The organism is Heyndrickxia shackletonii, from assembly GCF_001420715.1.
GTDB lineage: Bacteria > Bacillota > Bacilli > Bacillales > Bacillaceae_C > Margalitia > Margalitia shackletonii.
This window is the reverse complement of record NZ_LJJC01000004.1, coordinates 1864238-1885735: the sequence shown is the minus strand read 5'-3', so window position 1 is coordinate 1885735 and position 21498 is coordinate 1864238. Positions and strand designations below refer to the sequence as shown.

The following is a 21498-nucleotide window of genomic DNA, read 5'->3' as shown; positions in this document are numbered from 1 at the left end:
CTTTCGATTACACCTCCCACAAATTCAATAATGAAGTTATTTTTTCCACTATGTTTTGATGTAAATAGATGGAGCCAGCTATCCCACTCGAACGGTAGCTTTCCATTTCCTCCGCTGAAAATCTGCCAGCTATCTCTACATGAATAGATGGATAATTTGCATGTATCCATTCTCCTATTCTCTTCCCATATTCTTTGTACATATCATCCGTTCCGCAAATACAATAGTAAGGTAACTTTGTTTCTTCTATATATTTTTTTACATCCTCCAGTGTAGTGCATTCGTGCCCCCAATCCGTTTTGATACCACCAGTAGCCAACACGCCTGTTACAAAATCTGCTCTCGGTTTATAGTCTTTTAAGGAACCTAAACATATAAGTCCGGCATTCAAGCTTTTTCCATTTGAAACTAAATCATCGGCTCGTTCTCGCAGTTTTTCCAAAGCCTGTGCTATTCTCACTGGATAAATAGGGATAATATTGCAGTCTCCTTTTTCTGGTGTACCATGGATGAACGAAATTTGTTCAGTTGGATTTGCATATACATTGGCTCCAATAACAGATTGTTGCCTTTTTTCTACATCTAAAAGTCTGTTATTTAATACTTGATTGATTTCATTTTGAATCCATCCTGATTTTAACCCTTCTACTATTCCACCTAATGCATCAATTTTTTGGAAAAGCTCCCATGCTTTTTCTATTAATTCATTTGTCAAAGACTCAATATAATAAGAGCCACCTGCTGGATCTGAGATTTTGTTTAAATATGCCTCCTCTTTTAATATAAATTGCGTATTTCTTGCAATCCTAGCAGAAAACTCTCCATTTTCTCGGAAAGCCTCATCATATGGAGAAACATGTAAATAATCGATTCCCCCTAGAATAGCAGCGAATGCCTCATTTCCTGCCCGCAGCATATTCACATAAGGATCTAAAACAGTTTTTGTAAATGTTGAAGTTTCAGCACTAACTGCTACGCGATCCTCGGATGAAGATAATCCATATGCTTTTTCTATTGTCGTCCAAAGCGCTCGAAAAGCCCTCAGTTTCGCAATTTCCATGAAAAAGTTACCGCCAATAGCAAAATGAAAAACGAGCTTTTTAACCGTTTGACTTGGCTGCCATCCGTAACGTTTCATGTGCTCGATATAAAAAACAGCCTCTGATAAGGCAATTGCTAATTCTTGGACGGCATTTGCACCACCGTTATGATAAGGAGTTGTATCTATTAATATAGTTTTAATACTTGGTAAGGTTTGGTTTGCAAGTAAGATTTGCGAACCCCATTTTTCTAAAATGGAAGGATTATCTGCATCCAATTCCCCTTGATGAAGATTACATGAAATTGGATCTGTAGCAATAACTCCATCGGGTGCCAATGTTTTTATTTTTAATGCTTTTTCCAAAAGCAACTGAAAATTCTTTTTTGTTAATAAGAATAGGGGAATATTTTGAGTATCCAGCTCAGAGAAATCAATTTCTTCCATATTACTTAAGTAATCAACATCAAAGGAAAGTGAATCCTGACCGTTTGCAAGTGCTCGTGTCAATAATGTTTTCACTTCATCCCAATTTCGATTCATGATTCTTTGCGAGACTTTCCATGATGGTTGCTGCTCCCCTATTGAATCAAAACCACGTATTCGCAGGTTTGCACCAGGAATTTGTTCCACCATTGTGAATTCCAAATCCTCATTGGAATATAAGGGTTTTAACCGAATATTTTCATATGTTTCACTATACAGTGAATCAATTGTATTGTTTTTCAATGAATTTTTTACCGAAGTCACCCAATCATCCACTGTATATGATGGAAATGATTGGTGTTTTAAATCTTTATGGTTAATTGTCACGCTGTAATACCTCCTTCACCAGGGTATGTAACCGATTGCAATTACCTGAAAATAAAATGGAATTAGAATTTACCTAATATTATTTTAGTATAAAAATGAAATAGATTCCATATTTTCATAAAATATTGGCGACTGAAACCTTCGAATAATGATTATAAATAGATGAAAAGCTTCATTATTGTACTAGGGGAATATTGCAAAACTGATTCAATTAATAAATTCACGTTGTTACACGAGGAAATGGGTGAACGCGGATTTTTTCAAGTCTTCAAACCATGATCTTCCCTATGAATCGACTTTACCGGACACACGTTCCGTTATTCACATGAAAAACCCTCTTTTCATCATATTGGCGGACACACATTCCGCTAATGGATGAAAATCACTCAAAAAGAACTGCCTTTTGCCCCAATAACGGATCGAGTGTCCGCTAAACTCAAAAAAGCACCACTTTTGTCACAGATAACGGATTCTCTGTCCTAATATAGAATTTCTCGCAACAAAAAAACCGCTGTTCGACAGCGGTTTTTCATTAATATACAGATGTATTTTCTTTTGATATGTTTTCTAAAATGGCTTTTACCCTTTGAAGGAATCGGCCACATACTAATCCGTCCAACACACGATGGTCTAGTGACATACAAAGGTTTACCATATCACGAACAGCAATCATCCCATTATTCATGACAACAGGACGTTTCACAATGGACTCCACTTGGAGAATTGCCGCTTGCGGATAATTAATGATTCCCATTGATTGGACAGAGCCAAAAGAACCAGTGTTATTTACAGTAAATGTTCCGCCTTGCATATCATCTGATTTTAAAGTACCAGTACGAACTTTATTTGCTAAATCAAATATTTCGCGTGCAATGCCTTTGATAGACTTATCATCTGCATTTTTAATAACCGGAACGAACAAGGCATCATCAGTTGCAACTGCGATAGAAATATTAATATCTTTCTTTTGAATAATTTTATCCCCAGCCCACATCGAATTGATTTGCGGGTATTCTTTTAGAGCTTGTGCTACCGCTTTTACAAAGAAAGCAAAATAAGTGATATTAAAGCCTTCGCGCTTTTTGAATTCGTTCTTAATGGAATCGCGATATTCCACGAGACTTGTTACGTCCACTTCCATCATTGTCCATGCGTGCGGTGCTTCATGCTTGCTGCGAAGCATATTCGCTGCAATTGCTTTTCTGACACCTGTTACAGGAATCTCAATATCTCCTGGAATAACAGGAATATTTGGAGCTTGCGCTTGTGCAGCAGGTTTTGCTGCTTGTACTGCTGGTGCCTCATTGACAGCTGCTGGTTCTACCACTTTTTGCTCTTGTGGTGCCGGAATCGTTCCCGATTCAATGATTTTCAATAAATCCTTCCTAGTAATACGGCCTTCCTTGCCAGTTCCTTTGACTTGGGAAAGGTCAATATTATGCTCCTGTGATAATTTTAAAACGGCCGGAGAATATCTTACCTTTCCGGCAAGGTTTGCCGGGGCTTCCGCTACAGGTGCAGCTGCCTCTTCATTTTTTGGAGCCTCAGCCGCTGAAGTACTTGCACTTTCTCCACCTTCGACTTCGATGGTACAAATAATTTCTCCTACAGCTAATGTATCCCCTTCGGCAGCAATAAGTTCTTTTATTACACCAGTAAAAGAAGAAGGAACTTCAGCATTTACTTTATCCGTCATTACCTCTGCTAGCGGGTCATATTTATTTACTTTATCTCCAGGAGAAACAAGCCACTTGCTTATGGTACCTTCTGTTACACTTTCCCCTAATTGAGGCATTGTAATGTTTTCGATTGCCATATAGTTGACCTCCTTCTATTAAAATTCTGCAAGCTCACGCATTGCTTTTTCAACCTTATCAGGATTTACCATGAAGTATTTCTCCATTGTTGGAGCATATGGCATTGCAGGAACGTCTGGACCAGCAAGACGCATAATCGGTGCATCAAGGTCAAACAGACAATTTTCAGCAATAATTGCAGAAACCTCACTCATAATGCTTCCTTCTTTCGTGTCTTCTGTTAGAAGAAGGACTTTTCCAGTTTTGGATGCAGCTTCAATAATAGCTTCTTTGTCAAGTGGATAAACAGTGCGTAAATCTAAGATATGTGCTTCAATACCATCCTGAGCCAATCGTTCAGCTGCTTGCAATGCAAAGTGGATGCAAAGTCCATATGTAATTACCGTTATATCCTCGCCTTTACGCTTTACATCTGCTTTGCCGATTGGTAGAACATAATCATCCTCAGGAACCTCTCCTTTAATAAGACGATATGCCCTTTTATGTTCAAAGAATAGAACCGGATCCTCATCGCGAATAGCAGCCTTTAATAAGCCTTTGACATCATAAGGTGTAGAAGGCATCACAATTTTCAATCCTGGTTGGTTGGCAAATACAGCTTCAACAGATTGTGAATGATAGAGAGCACCATGGACACCGCCACCATATGGAGCACGAATAACAATAGGACAGTTCCAATCGTTATTAGAACGATAACGGATTTTTGCTGCTTCTGAAATAATCTGGTTTACAGCTGGCATAATAAAATCAGCAAACTGCATTTCAGCAATTGGTCTCATCCCGTACATTGCAGCACCAATTCCAACTCCTGCAATGGCCGATTCTGCTAAAGGTGTATCCAGCACACGATCTTCTCCAAATTGTTCATATAAACCGTGGGTTGCTTTGAATACCCCACCTTTTTTTCCTACATCTTCCCCTAAAACAAAAACTTTAGGATCACGTTCCATTTCTTCACGAATAGCCATTGTTACAGCATCTATATATGAAATAACCGGCATTATTTTTCCCTCCTATTCTACAACTTATTTCTCTTGTGCATAAACATAAGTTAAAGCAGCTTCCGGATCTGCATATGGTGCATTTTCCGCATAGTCTGTTGCTTCATTTACGATTTTCATGACACGATCATTGATTTCTTTTTCTAATTCGTCACTCATAACGCCGACTTCTTTTAAATAGTTTGCAAAGGTGAAAATAGAATCTTTTTCTTTTGCAGCATCGACTTCTTCTTTAGAACGATATGTACGATCATCATCGTCAGAAGAATGCGCTGTTAAACGATAAGATACTGTTTCAACTAAAGTAGGACCTTCTCCGCGTCTACCTCTATCTGCCGCTTCTTTTACTGCTTGGTAAACTGCAAGAGGATCGTTTCCATCAACTGTTACTCCTGGCATTCCATAGCCGATTGCACGATCGGACACTTTTTCACATGCTAATTGCTTTTCTATCGGGACTGAGATTGCATATTTATTATTTTCACACATGAATATGACTGGTAATTTGTGAACCCCTGCAAAGTTAGCACCTTCATGAAAATCTCCTTGATTGGATGATCCCTCACCAAATGTTACAAAGGTAACGAGATCTTTGTTTTCCATTTTACCGGCTAATGCAATCCCTACCGCATGTGGTACTTGTGTTGTTACTGGTGAAGATCCTGTTACGATACGATTTTTCTTTTGACCAAAATGACCAGGCATTTGTCTTCCACCTGAATTCGGATCTTCCGCTTTCGCAAAACCGGAAAGCATTACTTCCGTTGGAGTCATACCAAATGTTAGAACAACACCAAGATCACGATAATAAGGTAAAACATAATCCTTGTCACGATCTAATGCGAAAGCTGCTCCAACTTGTGCCGCTTCTTGTCCTTGACATGAAATGACAAAGGGAATTTTTCCGGATCGATTTAATAACCACATACGTTCATCAATACGTCTTGCCATTAGCATTGTTTCATACATTTTTAAAACAGTTTCATCACTTAACCCTAGTGCTTGATGACGATTTTCAGCCATTTTACTACCTCCTATTTAAAAAAGTTTAATCTTTGTCTAGCGTTAGTAGATATCGGCTAGCGGATTTCTCCGTCTCCTCCCTACGATAAGTCAACATCAGTTCGTGAACTACCTCACTGTGTTTCCTTTATCTCGAGCCTGCGACTACGAAATCCGTACGCCGATGAGCAAGGCACTTCCGCTTTTCTTATCCATGTATTGCTTTTCCATCAACCGCTAAAGCAGCTTCTCCAATTGCCTCACTTAATGTTGGATGTGGATGGATGGTATGCGCAATCTCCCATGGAGTTGCATCGAGAACACGTGCCAGACCTGCCTCGGAAATCATATCTGTAACATGTGGGCCAATCATATGTACACCTAATACATCATTTGTATCCTTATCTGCAATAATTTTCACGAAACCATCCGCTTCACCGTAGACAAGAGCTTTTCCAATTGCCCTAAAGGAAAATTTCCCGACCTTTACATTATATCCTTTTTGATTTGCTTCATCTTCTGTTAAGCCTACACTAGCCATTTCCGGGTTACTGTAAATACATTTTGAGATGAGTGTATAATCAATTGGAGATGGATTTTCTCCAGCGATATGCTCTACCGCAACAATGCCTTCATGGGATGCAACATGTGCAAGCTGTAATCCACCAATAACATCACCAATTGCATAAATATGGGATTCTTTTGTTTGATAAAATTCATTTACTTGAATGAATCCTTTTTCTACAACGATTTCGGTATTGTGTAATCCGATATTTTCTGTGTTAGCAGCACGTCCTACAGATACCAGAAGTTTTTCAGCAGTAAATTCTTTCTTTTCCCCATTCCATTCAGCACTAATGGTTACCGAACTATTTCCTTTTTGCAATGTCTCGGAAAGAACCTTCGCTCCCGTAACAATGTTAACTCCTTTTTTCTTCATTAATCGCTGAATTTCCTTTGAAATATCCTTATCTTCTGTTGGCACTATGCGGTCCGCATATTCAATGACAGTTACCTCTACACCGAAATCGGAAAGCATGGAAGCCCATTCAATCCCAATAACTCCTCCGCCAACTATAATAATAGAATTTGGCAAAGCTTTAAGTTCTAATGCCTCATCAGAGGATATAACCAACTCTCCATCTATATCTAATCCAGGAAGAGATCTCGGTCTGGATCCTGTGGCAATTATAACATTCTTCGGAATTAGCATTTCATTTTCCTCACCGGATTTCATTTCTACTGAAATTGTTCCAGGCATAGGCGAAAAGATCGAAGGTCCTAATATTGTACCAGTACCCTCGTAGACATCTATCTTTCCTTGCTTCATTAAATGCTGGACACCCTTATGGAGAGTTTCTACTATCCCATTTTTTCTTTCTTGCACACGATCAAAGTTAAGAGAAACTTCACGTGCTACAACCCCGAATTCTTCACCGCGTTTCGCTGTTTTATACACTTCAGCACTTCTGAGTAATGCTTTACTTGGAATACACCCGCGATGAAGACATGTACCGCCAAGTTTTCCTTTTTCTACAATCGCTGTTTTCAAACCTAATTGTGAGGCACGAATAGCCGCTACATAACCGCCGGTTCCGCCTCCCAAGATGACTAAATCATATTCTTTTGCCAAAATGGTGCTCCTCCTTTTATAATGCTTTTTCCATAACTCCTGGGTAATCTTTTGCAGTTTCTTCGCCATTTAGTACTCTATAGACACCTTCAGCTAATGCTTGGAGCTCGTTTTCTCCTGGATAAATAATGACATCGGCAATCCAGCTGACATATTCACTTATAGATTGTACAAAAGATTTGCCATATGCTAAACCTCCAGTTAAAACAATCCCATCGACTTTTCCCATTAATACAGCACTTGCAGCGCCAATTTCTTTCGCTACCTGATAGGCCATTGCATCATAAATGAGCTTAGCATACTCATCTCCATCAGCAATCATTTGTTCCACTTTCACAGCATCATTTGTAGCTAAATAGCCTACAAGACCGCCGCCGCCTACTAATTTCTTTGTCAACTCATTTCGATAATACTCGCCGGAAAAACAAAGGTCAATAAGATCGCCTGCAGGAACTGTACCTGCTCTTTCGGGACTGAATGGACCTTCCCCATGAAGACCATTATTAACATCTATCACTCTTCCGTTTCTATGGGCTCCTACTGTAATCCCGCCACCCATATGAACGACGATTAAATTAAGTTGATCATAATTTTTTCCCAATTGTTTTGCTACTTTTCTAGCAACAGACTTTTGATTTAATGCATGAAAAATACTTTTTCTTTCGATAAGAGAAAACCCTGATATTCTTGCAAGTGGTTCTAATTCATCTACAACGACAGGATCTACAATAAAAGATGGTATATTTAATCCTTTAGCGATTTCATAGGCAATAATTCCACCAAGATTAGAGGCATGCTGTCCGGAATAACCAATTCGTAAATCTTCGAGCATCGCTTCATTAACAGAATAGGTACCACCTTCAATAGGTCGGAGTAGTCCGCCTCTTCCGCACACAGCATTTAGTTTGGATATATTAATGCCTTCTTCATCTAAAGTTTCCAATATAGTTTGTTTGCGAAATTCATATTGATCGATTACATTTTCAAACTGTTGGATCTCCTCTGTTTTGTGGCGAATTGTTTTTTCTAAAATAGAATGTTCATTATCAAAAATACCGATTTTAGTAGAAGTTGATCCAGGATTAATAACAAGTATTCTGAAATTAGCACCTGATAAAGACAAAAATGTTACCTCCGTTTGATGTTCTATAAAAGCGCTCTCGCGTCCTTCTACAAATTAGAAGTTAGAGGTTGGGTTTAAAGAAATAGGCAACGCAGCCGTTTTCTATATTCTTAAAATTCCATTGGACTTCAGATTAAGTTGCTTTATATTAGGCAAGAAACGCCACACTTTTAGCCATTTAACGGGCTTAAGGCATCTGCCTATACCACAGAAGAGAAGCTAGAAGTGAGGCGTAGTTTCTACAAATTATGCACGGTTGCTTAAGATATGGCGGCTGTTCAATAAGAACTGGCTTCTTGACTTAGAAACTTTCGCAATTCTTTCCTCTGCCATTCGATCTGCCGCTACATATGTTGGAATTCCATCGCGTTTTGAAATTTCAATAATTTTTTCAATGCTATTATAAATGCCTTCAACCTTTTTCATTGCACGGTCACGATTATATCCATAAAGCTCGTCAGCAACATTGATTACTCCACCGGCATTAATAACAAAATCTGGTGCATATACGATGCCCATTTCATGGATTTGATCACCGTGACGAGTTTCCTTTAATTGATTATTGGCAGAACCTGCAATAACTTTTGCTTTTATTTGCGGTATCGTATCATCATTTATGATTGCTCCAAGTGCACATGGTGCAAAAATATCACAATCTACACCATAAATTTCATTTGGATCTACTGCTTTTGCGCCAAATTGTTCTACCGCACGTCCTACCGCTTCTTTATTAATGTCCGTTACGATTAATTTTGCACCTTCTTCATGTAAATAACGGCACATTTCAAAAGCAACGTTACCAACACCTTGTACTGCAACAGTAAGACCTTCTAATGAATCAGTTCCAAATGCTTCTTTTGCTGCAGCCTTCATCCCGACATAGCAACCATAAGCAGTAACTGGAGATGGATTTCCCGAAGAACCAAATGCTGGTGATATACCTGTTACGAAATTTGTTTCTTCATGAATAAGGTCCATATCAGCAACGGTTGTACCAACATCTTCCGCTGTAATATAACGTCCGTTCAAACCTTGAATAAAGCGTCCGAAAGCACGAAACATTTCTTCGTTTTTATCTTTTCTTGGATCACCTATTATAACCGTTTTTCCTCCACCGAGGTTTAACCCTGCAGCAGCATTCTTATAAGTCATACCGCGAGCTAAACGGAGTGCGTCTTCAATTGCCGCCTCTTCAGATTCATATGTCCACATTCTTGTCCCACCTAATGCTGGCCCAAGAGTCGTATCATGAATAGCGATAATTGCTTTTAATCCTGATTGTTCGTCTTGACAAAATAAAAGTTGTTCATAATCATATTTTCCCATGTATTCAAAAATTTTCATTGTTCATTCCCCTTTTATCATTTTTTAGTTGAACAGATTGCTAAAGCAAGAGATCTGAGCTTGCTTATTGCACTATCAGATCGTGATGTTAAAACAATTGGTGCTGCAGCTCCAGCAATCATAGCACCGACTTGTGCATTAGCAAAATAAATCAATGATTTATAAAGTGCATTACCTGTTTCAATATTTGGAACAAGCAGAATATCCGCAGCACCTGCCACATCATTTTCAATCCCTTTATGCATTGCTGCTTCTTTAGAAACAGCAATATCGAGTGCTAATGGCCCTTCGATACGACAGCCGCTTAAGGATCCATTTATATTCCTTTCCCTTAATGCAGCTGCATCAATTGTTGCTTGCATGCTCGGATTAACCACTTCTACTGCAGCTAAAGCAGCAACCTTCGGACTATCGATTCCAATAGCATGAGCAAGCTTTACAGCATTTTGCACTATTTGTTCTTTCTGATCGAGATTAGGAGCAATATTCATGGCGGCATCGGTTAAAAGGATGAAACGATCATAGCTTGGGATTTCAAAAACAGCAATATGTGATAGAACATTACTAGTCCTTAATCCATAATCCCTATTTAAAACTTCCTTTAAAATAGTGGATGTCGCAACATTCCCTTTCATTAGAACATTAGCTTCATGGTTCTTGACTGCCATGACAGCTTTTGTACATGCCTCTTGAGGTGAATCTACATGTTTAATATTAATATCATCTAACTCAAGAAGATGTGGTGCATGCTTCTTTAATAATAAATGAATTTGATTAGAATCACCAAACAAGATAAATTTTGCTATTTTCTTTTGAATGGCTAAAGAAACTGCTTCGAGTACTTCAATATCTTCGGCGACCGCTACAGCCACAATAGCCTCTTCGTTTTGGGTTGCTTTATTTACTAATTGGTCTAAATCCATTCCTGCTGCTTCAACCCCTTTTGCATCATTTTTTACGACATTTTTTTAATATGCAATTATCGTACCAACATTCATTTATCATTGTCGAAATTGATAAAAACCCCTAAAACATCTAATTCTCGTGAAAACTTCTTGGTAAAGTTTTTTGCCAAAAACTTCTTATAGAATGCGCAAAAAAATTCATACCATGAAAATTATTGCATGTCATTGTTTGCAAGATTGTATTTTTCTAATTTGTAATAAAGATTTCTTAATGAAATTCCTAATTGTTTTGCTGTAGCAGTCTTATTTCCATTATTGTTTTCCAATGTTTCTTTTATAACTTGACTCTCAAAATCCTCAACCATCCGTGTTAATTCCTTATTTTTCACATGAATATTAGATGAAGCAGTATGTAGGTTTTTATCGGATGATAAAAAAACTAAATGTTTAACATCTATATTAATTTCACTGTAATCCATGAAAATAATAGCACGACCTAAAATATTCTCAAGCTCTCGGACATTGCCAGGCCAGTCGTAGTCCATTAAAACATTCATGGCCTTTGGTGTTACTCCTTCTACATTTCTTCCATAATCACGATTAATTTTTTGAATAAGACGATCGCATAAAAACGGAATTTCCTTTTTTCTATTTCGTAATGGCGGTATTTGAATGGGCATCCGATTTAACCGATAATATAAATCTTCCCTGAAGGACCCGTTTGCAATAGCTTTTTCTAAATTAACATGTGTCGCAGCAATGACTCGAACATTAATTGGAATAGGTTTTGTACCACCAACGCGTATTATCTCATTTTCTTGGAGAACACGTAACAATTTTGCTTGGGTATTGATACTTAATTCGCCTATTTCATCAAGAAAAATGCTGCCATTATTTGCTTCCTCAAACAAACCCTTCTTGCCGCCTCTTTTAGCTCCAGAAAAAGCACCTTCCTCATATCCAAATAATTCACTTTCCAACAACGATTCAGAAATCGCTGCACAATTTACGCGAACAAACTTATTGTATCTTCTATCACTTGCATTATGTATAGCGTGAGCAAACAATTCTTTCCCCGTTCCAGATTCTCCTCTTAATAGAATCGTTACAGGTGTTTTTGCTGCCAGTTTTGCTTGTTCTACGGAAATATTCATTTCTTCTGAATGGCTGATGATATCGGCAAATGTATATTTTGCTTCCAGTGTTCGAATGATTTGTCTTGCAAGATGAAGCTCTTTTGTAAGAGATTGGATTTCCGTGACATCGTGAATAACACCTACACTCCCCTTTAGTTTTCCATTTACAATAATAGGTGCCACATTTACTATTACTTCTTTTTTCATAGGGCCTACCCGCATTTTTGCACCACGCACTGGTCTTCTTGTTTGGAGAACCTTAAAATGCATGCTTTCTCCCTCAGAGATATCTGCTGTTGCAGGCTGCCCGATGACCTGTTCTTCCGTTAATCCAGTAATACGTGTGTATGCAGGATTAATTAATATCCCCCGCCCGTATTCATCCACTACAGAGATGGCATCGTCACTCGATTGTATAATAGCTTCCAGCATGGTTTGAATTTCTTTTAGATTCGTAATTTCTTCAGCAAGAGAAACAACTTCCGAAACATCTTTAAAAACAGCAATCGCTCCAATTATCTCATTGTTATCCGTTATCATTGGAATACGAGTTGTAATAATTTTTTTCCATTCTTTAATTCCGTTTCTTGGTTTGCTTCGATTCTTCTCGTTTGAATGACCCTTAATAGCTGGCTGTTTGGGATAATCTCCAATATATGGCTGCCCACTGCCTCTGACATAGTCGCATCTGTCATTCGCTCTGCACTGCGATTAAAGAAGATAATAGTCCCCTCGTTATCGATCACAACCATTGCTTCATCTGTAGAATTTAAAATTAGTTGATGTTTATAGGATTCATCCTTTAATTTTTTGATTAAGTCCTCTTTTTCATCTAGTAATTTTGCAATGAGAAATGCAATACTTCCCGGAATGAGTATAGTATCCTTTTTACATTTTTCATGAATTTCCCGATAGACTCTTTCCTCTCCAGTTACTTCTACAATGAGATCAATGGGATTGTTAATAAAAGTTCTCCAGTCCTTTCCGACTGTAATTCCATATTCTTTTGCAAGTTTAATTCCAATAGCATTTTCATTTGGATCTGTAATCGCAACTACCTTAAAATCATGACTATTTTTAAATATTTTTAAAATAGCAGTTCCACCCTTACCGCCACCTACCACTAACACGTTTTGCAATTTTTTTCCTCCTAAAATTGCAATATTTTTCATATTTCTATTGTAAGAAAAAAGTGTTCACTTGACAAATTTAATCAGTAATATATCATTTTCTTAGGTAAGGCTCTTTTCTTAAACTTCGTTGTTTTTGTGAGAAAATCTTCTAGCCTTCCGTAGTCTACTTAAGCAGGGCAGCCTTTTAAGAAAAAATGCCCGAAACTAAGGCTAAGTTAAGATTTAAAACAAATTACAAAAAACTATAATCTATACAAAAACAACCCAGGTGAATAATAAGGAGTTTTTAGGATGATTCGATTAATTGCGCTGCTTATTTTAGTAATACCCGGCATTTTCGCAGCAATCGGTATAAAATTAATGAGGGATATGCTGTTCGGAATATTACAACATCCATTTCCATATTTATGGCTACAGTTTTTAGTGGGCCTTATTTTCTTTGTCGGTGGGCTTGGTTTTATTGCCGGTTTCATTTTCCATCGTGATCGGAAGCGTAATAAAGTACAAAAACGTTTCAGTAAAAAAGTGTAATAAAAAAAGGAAGCGCCGCTAGCCGATGGCTGCTTGCGCTTATACAAAAAAATCTGCATTTTAGATATGCAGATTTTTTTATTTTGTATAAGCGTTTCTTAGTTGAATTGCTTCTTCTGGAAAATCTGTAATAATAGCAGAACAGGACAGCTTTAAAAGCCTATTGATATCCTTTTCTTTGTTTACTGTATAGGGACGAACCTGAATTCCATATTCCATTGCAGAAGTAATGATATCATCCGGTGCAATTTTATAATTCGGATGGATTGCTTTAGCATGAATAGAGGAAGCGTATATCCAAGGCATGAACAGCCCATCTGAATATAATGGCGCGATTTCGACTTCAGGTGCCAAACGGTAACAATGGATAATCGAATAATGATTAAAGGAAGAAATAATAATCCTTTCTTCATAATGATACTCCCGAATTAATTGAATGACTTTTTCCTCTATTAAGGGATATTCGATTTTCCCTGTTTTTAATTCAATATTGCATAAGAGGTTATTTGTTTTCATCCATTCGAAAACTTCCCTTAATGAAGGAATATGTGGTGCCTTAAATAAAGTTTTAAGACTTTTTGACTGGTAACTGGCATTTAACTTTTGCAAATCTTTTAAAAGATAATCTTTAACAAATCCTTTTCCATTCGTGGTTCGATTAACCGTTTCATCATGGATGACTACAATCTCACCGTCTTTTGAAAGTTGAACATCTAGTTCAATCCCATCGGCATTACTTTTTTCTGCTGCGATAAATGCATCCATTGTATTTTCTGGATATGTACCGGCTGCACCACGGTGAGCAAAAATAAGAGTCATGCTGTCACATCCTTAACATTTTTTCTTTCCTACATTTTATTATATGGTTTGAATAATGAACATGAAGAAATTCCAAATTATTGTTTTAAAAAATATATACTTTCATTTGTTAAAATTCAAGTCATAGTAACTACGTCATACTTGCTTATTTTTGCATAAACTGATATTCTTAAAGGGAATTATTTTTGTTCGGTATGTAAGGAAAGAGAAAGTGTTATAACTTATCGCCTAATATCACTTGAGCAAGGATAGTAATACATTGTGTGTTTACACACTAGGAGGAAATAAAATGACACAAGGTACAGTAAAATGGTTTAACAGCGAAAAAGGTTTCGGCTTCATCGAAGTTGAAGGCGGAGACGATGTATTCGTTCACTTCTCAGCGATTCAAGGCGAAGGTTATAAAACACTTGATGAAGGCCAAAAAGTAACTTTTGACATTGAACAAGGAGCACGCGGACCTCAAGCTGCTAACGTTCAAAAAAACTAATTTCCAAAAACAAAAAAACAGACTCTTTTCGAGTCTGTTTTTTGTTTATTCCTAACTTGCCTTATGCTCTAACCGTAACTTATCCGCAACCATTGCGATAAATTCTGAATTTGTTGGTTTTGCTTTAGACATGCTAACAGTATATCCAAATAAGGAGGAAATGGAATCGATATTGCCACGGCTCCAAGCAACTTCTATTGCATGGCGAATAGCCCTTTCCACACGACTGGCAGTAGTGTTGTATTTTTTCGCGATATCTGGATAAAGTACCTTTGTAATAGATCCCAATAACTCAATGTCGTTATATACCATGGAGATAGCCTCCCGTAAATATAGATAGCCTTTGATATGGGCAGGCACACCAATTTCATGAATAATACTTGTGATACTTGCATCTAAATTTTTCGTTTTTGTTTCACCGGAAGTTCTAATGGATGATGATGTTCTTTTTATAACAGAGCTTCCTTTTCCACTTACCTGACGTATCTGATTTGCTAAATTCTCCATGTCAAATGGCTTTAAAATAAAATACGATGCACCAAGTTCAACAGCCTTTTTCGTTACATCCTCTTGTCCAAAGGCAGTCAGCATAATCACGTTAGGCAAAGAGGATAGATTTAATTCTTTGATTTTTTCCAATACGCCTAGTCCATCTAAATGAGGCATGATAATATCTAGTATAAGTACATCTGGAGCAGCATCCTCAATTAATTCTAAACATTCTTGGCCATTATAGGCTGCACCAGTTATCTCCATATCATCTTGAGAAGAAATAAATTCCTCTAATAATGAAACTAACTCTCGGTTATCATCCACTACAAATACTTTAATTTTCTTCACTAGCAGTTTCCTCCTCAGTTTTAATCCCTTTTCAATTTTGTACTATAAACATTTTCGACAATTCCATTTAAAATCCTTCTATTTATTGAAAATTTCCCAAAAAAATAAGTTTTTCTTTTGTTTTCTTTAAATTTCTCTCGTTTTCGACCGTTTTCGATACAATATGTTAATTTTGTCGAAAAATCTTTATTTTTATCATAACATATTTTACAAAAAATTAACTATGGCGTTAAGCATTTTAAATATGAAAATGGAATTAAAAAAAAGCAAGCTGAAGAGATGGCTCTGTCAGCTTGCTTTTTCTTTCTCATTATAAATGTTTATCCCGGCCTTGTTTAACATCCATTCAATATGAACTCCGTACCCGGAAGTTGGATCATTGACAAAAACATGAGTGACAGCACCTATTAATTTTCCATCCTGGATAATGGGGCTTCCGCTCATCCCTTGCACTATTCCTCCCGTTTTAGCAAGGAGTTTAGGATCCGTTACTTTAATGATCATTCCTTTAGTTGCAGGAAACTTTTGAGGAATAGTACTGACTACTTCTATGTCAAATTCCTCGACCTTATCACCATTTACAACGGTTAATATTTTTGCCGGACCTTCTTTTACCTGATCAGATAAGGCAATAGGTAAAGGTTTATCATAATTACCATTTTTGATTACCTTGTGTAAATTACCAAATATCCCAAATGGACTATTTTGTTTGATATCACCAATTACTTCTCGGTCAGATGAAAATCGAGCCAGTTTTTCACCAGGATTACCATTGCTACCTTTTTCAATGGATGTGACAGTTGATTTTACAATTTGGCCATTTTCTACAACAATTGGTTTTTTTGTATCCATATCCGAAATAACATGTCCTAATGCTCCATATTTTTTTGATTTCGGATCAATGAATGTCATGGTACCGATTCCGGCAGCGGAATCTCTGATATACAATCCTAATTTATAAATTTTTTCCATTTCATCTTTTTGTGGCTCAATTTCTGTATTAAATTTTCCAGAATCGCGTTGAATAGTTACCTTCAGGGCAGTTCCATTTTCCCCAGCTTGCTGAACAAATGGAGCTACATCTGACATTTTTTCAATGGTATGACCATTTAATTTTGTGATGATGTCCCCTACTTTGATACCTGCTTGATCCCCGGGTGATACTTTGCCATTTTTGGTATCAACCAAATGATGCCCGACCACTAGCACACCCTTTGAATTTAATTTAACTCCAATTGATTGTCCACCAGGAATGACTCGAAAATTTTTTAATACTTTGACGTCAACTTTTTTTATCGGCAAACCTGCTAATTCTAACAGTATTTCATCTCGCCCGGCTTTTTTCCCTTTTATCGCAAGAGAATTTTTTTCTTCATGTACATTCACATGTTCCGTGGAAGGATTAATATTCGCCGAAACTTCAGCAGCTTTTGAGAAATTTATTTCATCACCCTGAATGAGGGTGACACTTTTTGGAATGTGGAGATAGTCTTGAAAAGGTTTTGAAAACCCTATAAAACATAGTGAAACAAGGAGAAATCCACCTAACAATTTTCTAAGAAGTTCCCATTTCAAACTTTTCACTCTCCTCGCTTCTAGTCCACACTTATTTCATCTTTTTATTTATCTTTTGTAGCAGAAATAAGCCTTTTTCTTTTTAATTGCTACAGTTTTAATTTAGCCTTGAAATGCTCGAAATATAACACAAGCTGATGAAAAAAAGCTACCCTTTATGGATAGTAATAACAATTGAATAACCATAAGAAACAACGGATGATTGATATTTATTTATTTTTTCGTATTTCACTTAATAATCGAGTAGGAGGAGGTGACTAACCCCCGACCTCTCACACCACCGTACGTACGGTTCCGTATACGGCGGTTCCATTTATGTCTGACGTAGTTGAGAATATCTCACATAAAGACTCTTCAGCCCTCGCATCTCCCAATAGGAGTTTGTGAGGGTTTTCTGTAGGATTGGGCTTCTGGCTATTCTCCAATATTTCTTTCTAGAGTTTCCCCATTCGTATGCCTTCTCTTTTGGAATCCCTAATCCAATGAGTTTTCTTACTTTGGTTTTTGGTTTCTTCCATTCTTTCCATTGGCACATTCTGAGACGCCTTCTAATCCATTCGTCTAATTCTTTGAAAATAGTGGGTGTATCTGCTAATGCATAATATCCGCACCAGCCAATCAAATATTGATTCAGCTTCTCTATTCTATAATCCATTGGAATTGGTTTTGACCTTGAAGTTAATTCTCGTATCCGTTTCTTGACACGTTGAATACTTTGGTTTGACATCCGCACCTTCGGTTTCTTATGAAATGTGAAGCTAAAACCTAAAAACTTTCTTTTCCAAGGTCTGTCTACAGCTGACTTTTCTCGATTCACCTTTAGTTTTAGAGTAAATTCAATGAAAGTAGTAATCGAGTCCATTACTCGCTCTCCGGCTCTTCTCGATTTTACGTAGATATTACAATCATCTGCGTATCGGACAAACTTGTGCCCTCTCTTTTCTAACTCTTTGTCTAGTTCATCTAGAACGATATTGGAGAGTAAAGGACTTAATGGTCCACCTTGGGGCGTACCCTCCTCGGATTTCGTTATGACTCCATTAATCATAATGCCAGACTGTAGATACTTCCGAATTAGTGATAGGAGCGTTCTGTCTTGAATCCTTTTGGATAGAGTCCGCATTAATCTATCATGATTGACTTTATCAAAGAATTTCTCCAAGTCCATGTCGACTACCCATCGGTATCCCTCTTCGATATATTTCTTCGCTTGTCTAACACCGTCATGACCTCGTTTGTTTGGTCGAAAACCATAGCTCTGTGTTGAAAAAGTCGGGTCGAAGATAGGGGTTAAAATCTGAGTAATCGCCTGTTGGATGAAACGGTCTGTCACGGTTGGGATACCTAATAACCTTACTCCACCGTTCGGTTTTGGGATTTCAACCCGACGGACAGGAGAAGGTTGATAAGTACCCTCCATTAAGGATGTTTTAAGTGTATCCCACGTTTCGAGAATATGTCTTCGTAGGTCTTTTACGGACATATTGTCTACTCCATGACTTCCTTTGTTCTTTTCTACTCGCTTTAATGCCAGTAAAAGATTTTCCCGTGACAGCATTCGTTCCATTAACATTGAGATTTATCCTTTCTACGTGAACAATACATTCTCATTAAGTGGGTTCTTTACTAAGCCCTCCCGAAGTCCCCCATGGAATTCACCATTTCTTCCTTTCAGGTAGGTTCCGTAAGAATTTTCTGCTTTCATACATAAAGAACCGTTTGCCGAGTGTTTGTTCTCCTAAAATGGTTCAGTCCTTCCTTGATTCTCTCGAGCAAACCAAGTACTACGACTTCGGCTGACTTCTGATTGTTCAGCTATCCATTACTAGATAGGTTACCAAGTGTACTTGGCGTATCAACCAGACCTCCCCGGGTAAGAGTGCAATCTTTCCTTCCATCTATCTGCTTCATTTACTTTGTATCACCTTCGGCAGAAAGGACTTTGTTTTGTATTGCAAACTCATCCAATGATACCTAGCCTTGTATGAAGTTCGTGTTCCTCAGACCGGAAGTTTGCCGCTCGCTTCCTTCAGATTCCGCGTCACCACGGACACCCTTGCGTTAAGCTAACTGCTACTTCTGCCTTCACAGTTCGGGACTTTCACCCTAGAGACTACACCCATGCCGGGCGCACAATAAAGAAAAAGTACCTCTAATTCAAGGTACTTTTCAGAAATAAATAAATTATGGCGCTATACATTGGCCATACTTATTGCAATTTGGATTTCCGCCGCCTCCATCATGATCACGATCATAGTTAGGCGGACTGGCACTTGCAGTCGAAGAAAACAATAAACTTAAAATTAAAAAAGCACCAGCAGCAGAACCAACTACCTTTTTCATGCAGAACACCCCCTTTAAAATTAATTATTAACAATATTCTACATTTTCTTTAAATAACCTGCTTATAATTGTAAAAATTTATATAAGTTAGAAAATTTTTCAAGAATGGAAAAAGCCATGAAATCTATTAGAAATAAGTTTCATGGCTTTTGTTTATTATTATTAATTAGTCGCTTTAGTTGCATAGGCTAGTTCAATTAATTCTTTGGCGTGTTCCTTCGTTACATCGGTAATTTCCACTCCGGAAATCATACGGCCAATTTCTGTGATTTTTTCATCATGTGATAATAGCTTTACACTTGTTCTTGTTCTTCCGTCTGCCATTTCCTTGCGAATAAATAAATGGGTATCAGCCATAGCCGCTACTTGAGGAAGATGTGAAATACAAAATACCTGTGAATTCGTAGAAATTTGATGTATTTTTTCTGCGATAGCCTGGGCAACACGACCGCTTACACCAGTATCCACTTCATCAAAAATGATGGAAGTAATTCCTTGATGTTTAGAAAATATCGTTTTTAATGCCAGCATCATTCTGGAAAGTTCTCCGCCAGAGGCTACCTTTGCAAGTGGTTTCAAAGGTTCTCCAGGGTTTGTTGAAATATAAAACTCAATTATATCTAAACCATCTTTTCTGAAAGGAATATCTTGCATGTCCAAGAAATTCTCTGCGCTTTGATGGAATCTAACTTCAAAAATAGTTTTATCCATGTAAAGCTGCTTTAATTCGTTTGAAATAGCTTCCGTCAGTCTTTTTGCCCAAATATGCCGTAAATCACTTAACTGTTTGCCTTCGAGGAACAAATCCTTTTGCATTGTGGATAAACTTTTTTGTAATTTTTGGATGTGACTTTCACGATTGGTAATCGTTTCAATTTCCTCTTCTATTCTCGCACCATACTCTAATATTCCTTGTATGGATTGTCCATATTTGCGTTTCAATTGATTTATTTCATTTAAACGGCTTTCAATATCGTTTAAGCGATCAGGTTGGAATTCTAGTTTGTCCAGCTCATCACTTAAATTTCTTGTAATATCTTCAAGTGTATAAAAGCAGTTTGATACCGCTTCAAGCATCGGCTCGTATTCCTTATTTAGTTCGGCTGCAGTTTCCATTTGACTCATTAACAAACTCACCCAGTCAAGTCCCCGCTGTTCTCCTTGCAACGCGTCGAAACTTGTTTTTAACGCATCAAATAATCTTTCAAAATTCATCAGCTTTCTTTTTTCATCCAAAAGTTCTTCATCTTCATTTAACCGAAGATCTGCATTATGTATTTCTTTCAGCTGAAATTGAATTAGATCTAACCGATGAGCCATTTGTTGTTCGTTCTCACTTAGCTTTTTTAAACGAGATAATGTTTGTTCATAATTTTTATAAACTTCACTGTAATTAGCTATAGCTTTTTCAATGTCCGCTTTCCCATACTGGTCAAGCAGATGTAAATGCAACGATTCATTCATTAATTCCTGGTGCTCGTGCTGACCGTGAATATCCACTAATGTGCTCCCTATTTCCCGCAATACAGAAATAGTAACGAGCTTACCATTAATTCTGCAAACATTTTTTCCGTTAGTGGAAATATTACGATGAAGAACCATCATCCCTTCTTCTATTTCGATGCCAAATTCACGCGCTCGCTCTATACATGGATGTTCATTGCTTTGAATGGTAAAAAGTCCTTCGATTTCGGCTTTTTTTTCCCCATGACGGATAAATTCTACAGATCCTCTTCCGCCGACAAGTAAATGAATGGCATCGATAATTATGGATTTACCTGCACCGGTTTCTCCGGTTATCGTTGTTAATCCTTTATCAAACGATAAGTTTAACTCATCAATAATCGCAAAGTTTCTAATGGTTAATTCTTGTAACAAGACATTGTCACCTCAATATTATTAGGGCTGTTTTCGTATATATTATTGCTTTTCGCTCTTTGCACAAAAAAACTAA

At 37.4% G+C, this 21498-nt stretch carries 16 protein-coding genes and 1 pseudogene; 2 read left to right on the top strand and 15 right to left on the bottom strand.

Annotated elements, in window-relative coordinates:
• Nucleotides 1–7: 7 nt before the first annotated feature.
• The 9 genes and pseudogenes from AN964_RS08910 to AN964_RS08870 form a co-directional block, all read right to left on the bottom strand.
• Nucleotides 8–1852 (bottom strand): methylmalonyl-CoA mutase family protein, encoded by a 1845-nt coding sequence (locus AN964_RS08910; protein ID WP_083489270.1) that lies wholly within the window; start codon nt 1850–1852, stop codon nt 8–10.
• A 532-nt stretch (nt 1853–2384) separates the two neighbouring features.
• Nucleotides 2385–3668 carry a dihydrolipoamide acetyltransferase family protein gene (locus tag AN964_RS08905; protein WP_055739338.1) on the bottom strand — a complete coding sequence of 428 codons (1284 nt, stop codon included), beginning with the start codon at nt 3666–3668 and terminating at the stop codon, nt 2385–2387.
• An 18-nt stretch (nt 3669–3686) separates the two neighbouring features.
• The gene (locus AN964_RS08900) at nt 3687–4670 is read right to left on the bottom strand and encodes an alpha-ketoacid dehydrogenase subunit beta (RefSeq protein WP_055739337.1); all 984 of its coding nucleotides are present in this window, start codon (nt 4668–4670) and stop codon (nt 3687–3689) included.
• A 24-nt stretch (nt 4671–4694) separates the two neighbouring features.
• Nucleotides 4695–5693, bottom strand: coding sequence for a thiamine pyrophosphate-dependent dehydrogenase E1 component subunit alpha (locus tag AN964_RS08895; RefSeq protein WP_055739336.1), 999 nt, complete (start codon nt 5691–5693; stop codon nt 4695–4697).
• Nucleotides 5694–5880: 187 nt separating this feature from the next.
• Nucleotides 5881–7305: a dihydrolipoyl dehydrogenase gene (gene lpdA, locus AN964_RS08890; protein ID WP_055739335.1), complete on the bottom strand. Its 1425-nt coding sequence runs from the start codon at nt 7303–7305 to the stop codon at nt 5881–5883.
• A gap of 16 nt (nt 7306–7321) precedes the next feature.
• The gene (buk, locus tag AN964_RS08885) at nt 7322–8428 is read right to left on the bottom strand and encodes a butyrate kinase (RefSeq protein ID WP_055739334.1); all 1107 of its coding nucleotides are present in this window, start codon (nt 8426–8428) and stop codon (nt 7322–7324) included.
• Nucleotides 8429–8674: 246 nt separating this feature from the next.
• Nucleotides 8675–9772: a branched-chain amino acid dehydrogenase gene (gene bcd, locus AN964_RS08880; protein ID WP_055739333.1), complete on the bottom strand. Its 1098-nt coding sequence runs from the start codon at nt 9770–9772 to the stop codon at nt 8675–8677.
• Nucleotides 9773–9789: 17 nt separating this feature from the next.
• On the bottom strand, nt 9790–10695 hold the full coding sequence (yqiS, locus tag AN964_RS08875; protein ID WP_055739332.1) for a phosphate butyryltransferase: 906 nt from the start codon (nt 10693–10695) through the stop codon (nt 9790–9792).
• Nucleotides 10696–10889: 194 nt separating this feature from the next.
• Nucleotides 10890–12952 (bottom strand): annotated as a pseudogene (locus tag AN964_RS08870) (sigma-54 interaction domain-containing protein).
• A 285-nt stretch (nt 12953–13237) separates the two neighbouring features.
• Here AN964_RS08870 and AN964_RS08865 point away from each other — a divergent pair.
• Nucleotides 13238–13477: a DUF2627 domain-containing protein gene (locus AN964_RS08865; RefSeq protein WP_055739331.1), complete on the top strand. Its 240-nt coding sequence runs from the start codon at nt 13238–13240 to the stop codon at nt 13475–13477.
• 78 nt (nt 13478–13555) lie between these two features.
• Here the strand turns inward: AN964_RS08865 and AN964_RS08860 are convergent, their stop codons facing one another.
• Nucleotides 13556–14296 carry a glycerophosphodiester phosphodiesterase gene (locus tag AN964_RS08860; protein WP_055739330.1) on the bottom strand — a complete coding sequence of 247 codons (741 nt, stop codon included), beginning with the start codon at nt 14294–14296 and terminating at the stop codon, nt 13556–13558.
• 289 nt (nt 14297–14585) lie between these two features.
• On the opposite strand from AN964_RS08860, the gene AN964_RS08855 reads away from it, so the two are divergent.
• Nucleotides 14586–14786: a cold-shock protein gene (locus AN964_RS08855; protein WP_055739329.1), complete on the top strand. Its 201-nt coding sequence runs from the start codon at nt 14586–14588 to the stop codon at nt 14784–14786.
• 51 nt (nt 14787–14837) lie between these two features.
• On the opposite strand, the gene spo0A is transcribed toward AN964_RS08855, so the two are convergent.
• From spo0A to recN, 5 genes are all read right to left on the bottom strand, one after another.
• Nucleotides 14838–15626 carry a sporulation transcription factor Spo0A gene (spo0A, locus tag AN964_RS08850; protein ID WP_055739328.1) on the bottom strand — a complete coding sequence of 263 codons (789 nt, stop codon included), beginning with the start codon at nt 15624–15626 and terminating at the stop codon, nt 14838–14840.
• Between the two features lie 288 nt (nt 15627–15914).
• Nucleotides 15915–17210: a SpoIVB peptidase gene (gene spoIVB / locus AN964_RS08845; RefSeq protein ID WP_437177100.1), complete on the bottom strand. Its 1296-nt coding sequence runs from the start codon at nt 17208–17210 to the stop codon at nt 15915–15917.
• A gap of 304 nt (nt 17211–17514) precedes the next feature.
• On the bottom strand, nt 17515–18774 hold the full coding sequence (gene ltrA, locus AN964_RS08840) for a group II intron reverse transcriptase/maturase (protein WP_055737770.1): 1260 nt from the start codon (nt 18772–18774) through the stop codon (nt 17515–17517).
• A gap of 611 nt (nt 18775–19385) precedes the next feature.
• Entirely contained in the window at nt 19386–19544 is a 159-nt protein-coding gene (locus AN964_RS26305) for a hypothetical protein (RefSeq protein ID WP_161809225.1), read from the bottom strand.
• A 162-nt stretch (nt 19545–19706) separates the two neighbouring features.
• Nucleotides 19707–21422 (bottom strand): DNA repair protein RecN, encoded by a 1716-nt coding sequence (recN, locus tag AN964_RS08835; RefSeq protein WP_055739326.1) that lies wholly within the window; start codon nt 21420–21422, stop codon nt 19707–19709.
• Between the last annotated feature and the right edge of the window lie 76 nt (nt 21423–21498).

Coding starts and splice junctions, on each gene's coding strand:
- AN964_RS08905 (WP_055739338.1), bottom strand. CDS start 3,668: ATGGCAATCGAAAACATTACAATGCCTCAATTAGGGGAAAGTGTAACA.
- AN964_RS08900 (WP_055739337.1), bottom strand. CDS start 4,670: ATGCCGGTTATTTCATATATAGATGCTGTAACAATGGCTATTCGTGAA.
- AN964_RS08895 (WP_055739336.1), bottom strand. CDS start 5,693: ATGGCTGAAAATCGTCATCAAGCACTAGGGTTAAGTGATGAAACTGTT.
- bcd (WP_055739333.1), bottom strand. CDS start 9,772: ATGAAAATTTTTGAATACATGGGAAAATATGATTATGAACAACTTTTA.
- yqiS (WP_055739332.1), bottom strand. CDS start 10,695: ATGGATTTAGACCAATTAGTAAATAAAGCAACCCAAAACGAAGAGGCT.
- AN964_RS08865 (WP_055739331.1), top strand. CDS start 13,238: ATGATTCGATTAATTGCGCTGCTTATTTTAGTAATACCCGGCATTTTC.
- AN964_RS08860 (WP_055739330.1), bottom strand. CDS start 14,296: ATGACTCTTATTTTTGCTCACCGTGGTGCAGCCGGTACATATCCAGAA.
- AN964_RS08855 (WP_055739329.1), top strand. CDS start 14,586: ATGACACAAGGTACAGTAAAATGGTTTAACAGCGAAAAAGGTTTCGGC.
- ltrA (WP_055737770.1), bottom strand. CDS start 18,774: ATGTTAATGGAACGAATGCTGTCACGGGAAAATCTTTTACTGGCATTA.
- AN964_RS26305 (WP_161809225.1), bottom strand. CDS start 19,544: ATGAAAAAGGTAGTTGGTTCTGCTGCTGGTGCTTTTTTAATTTTAAGT.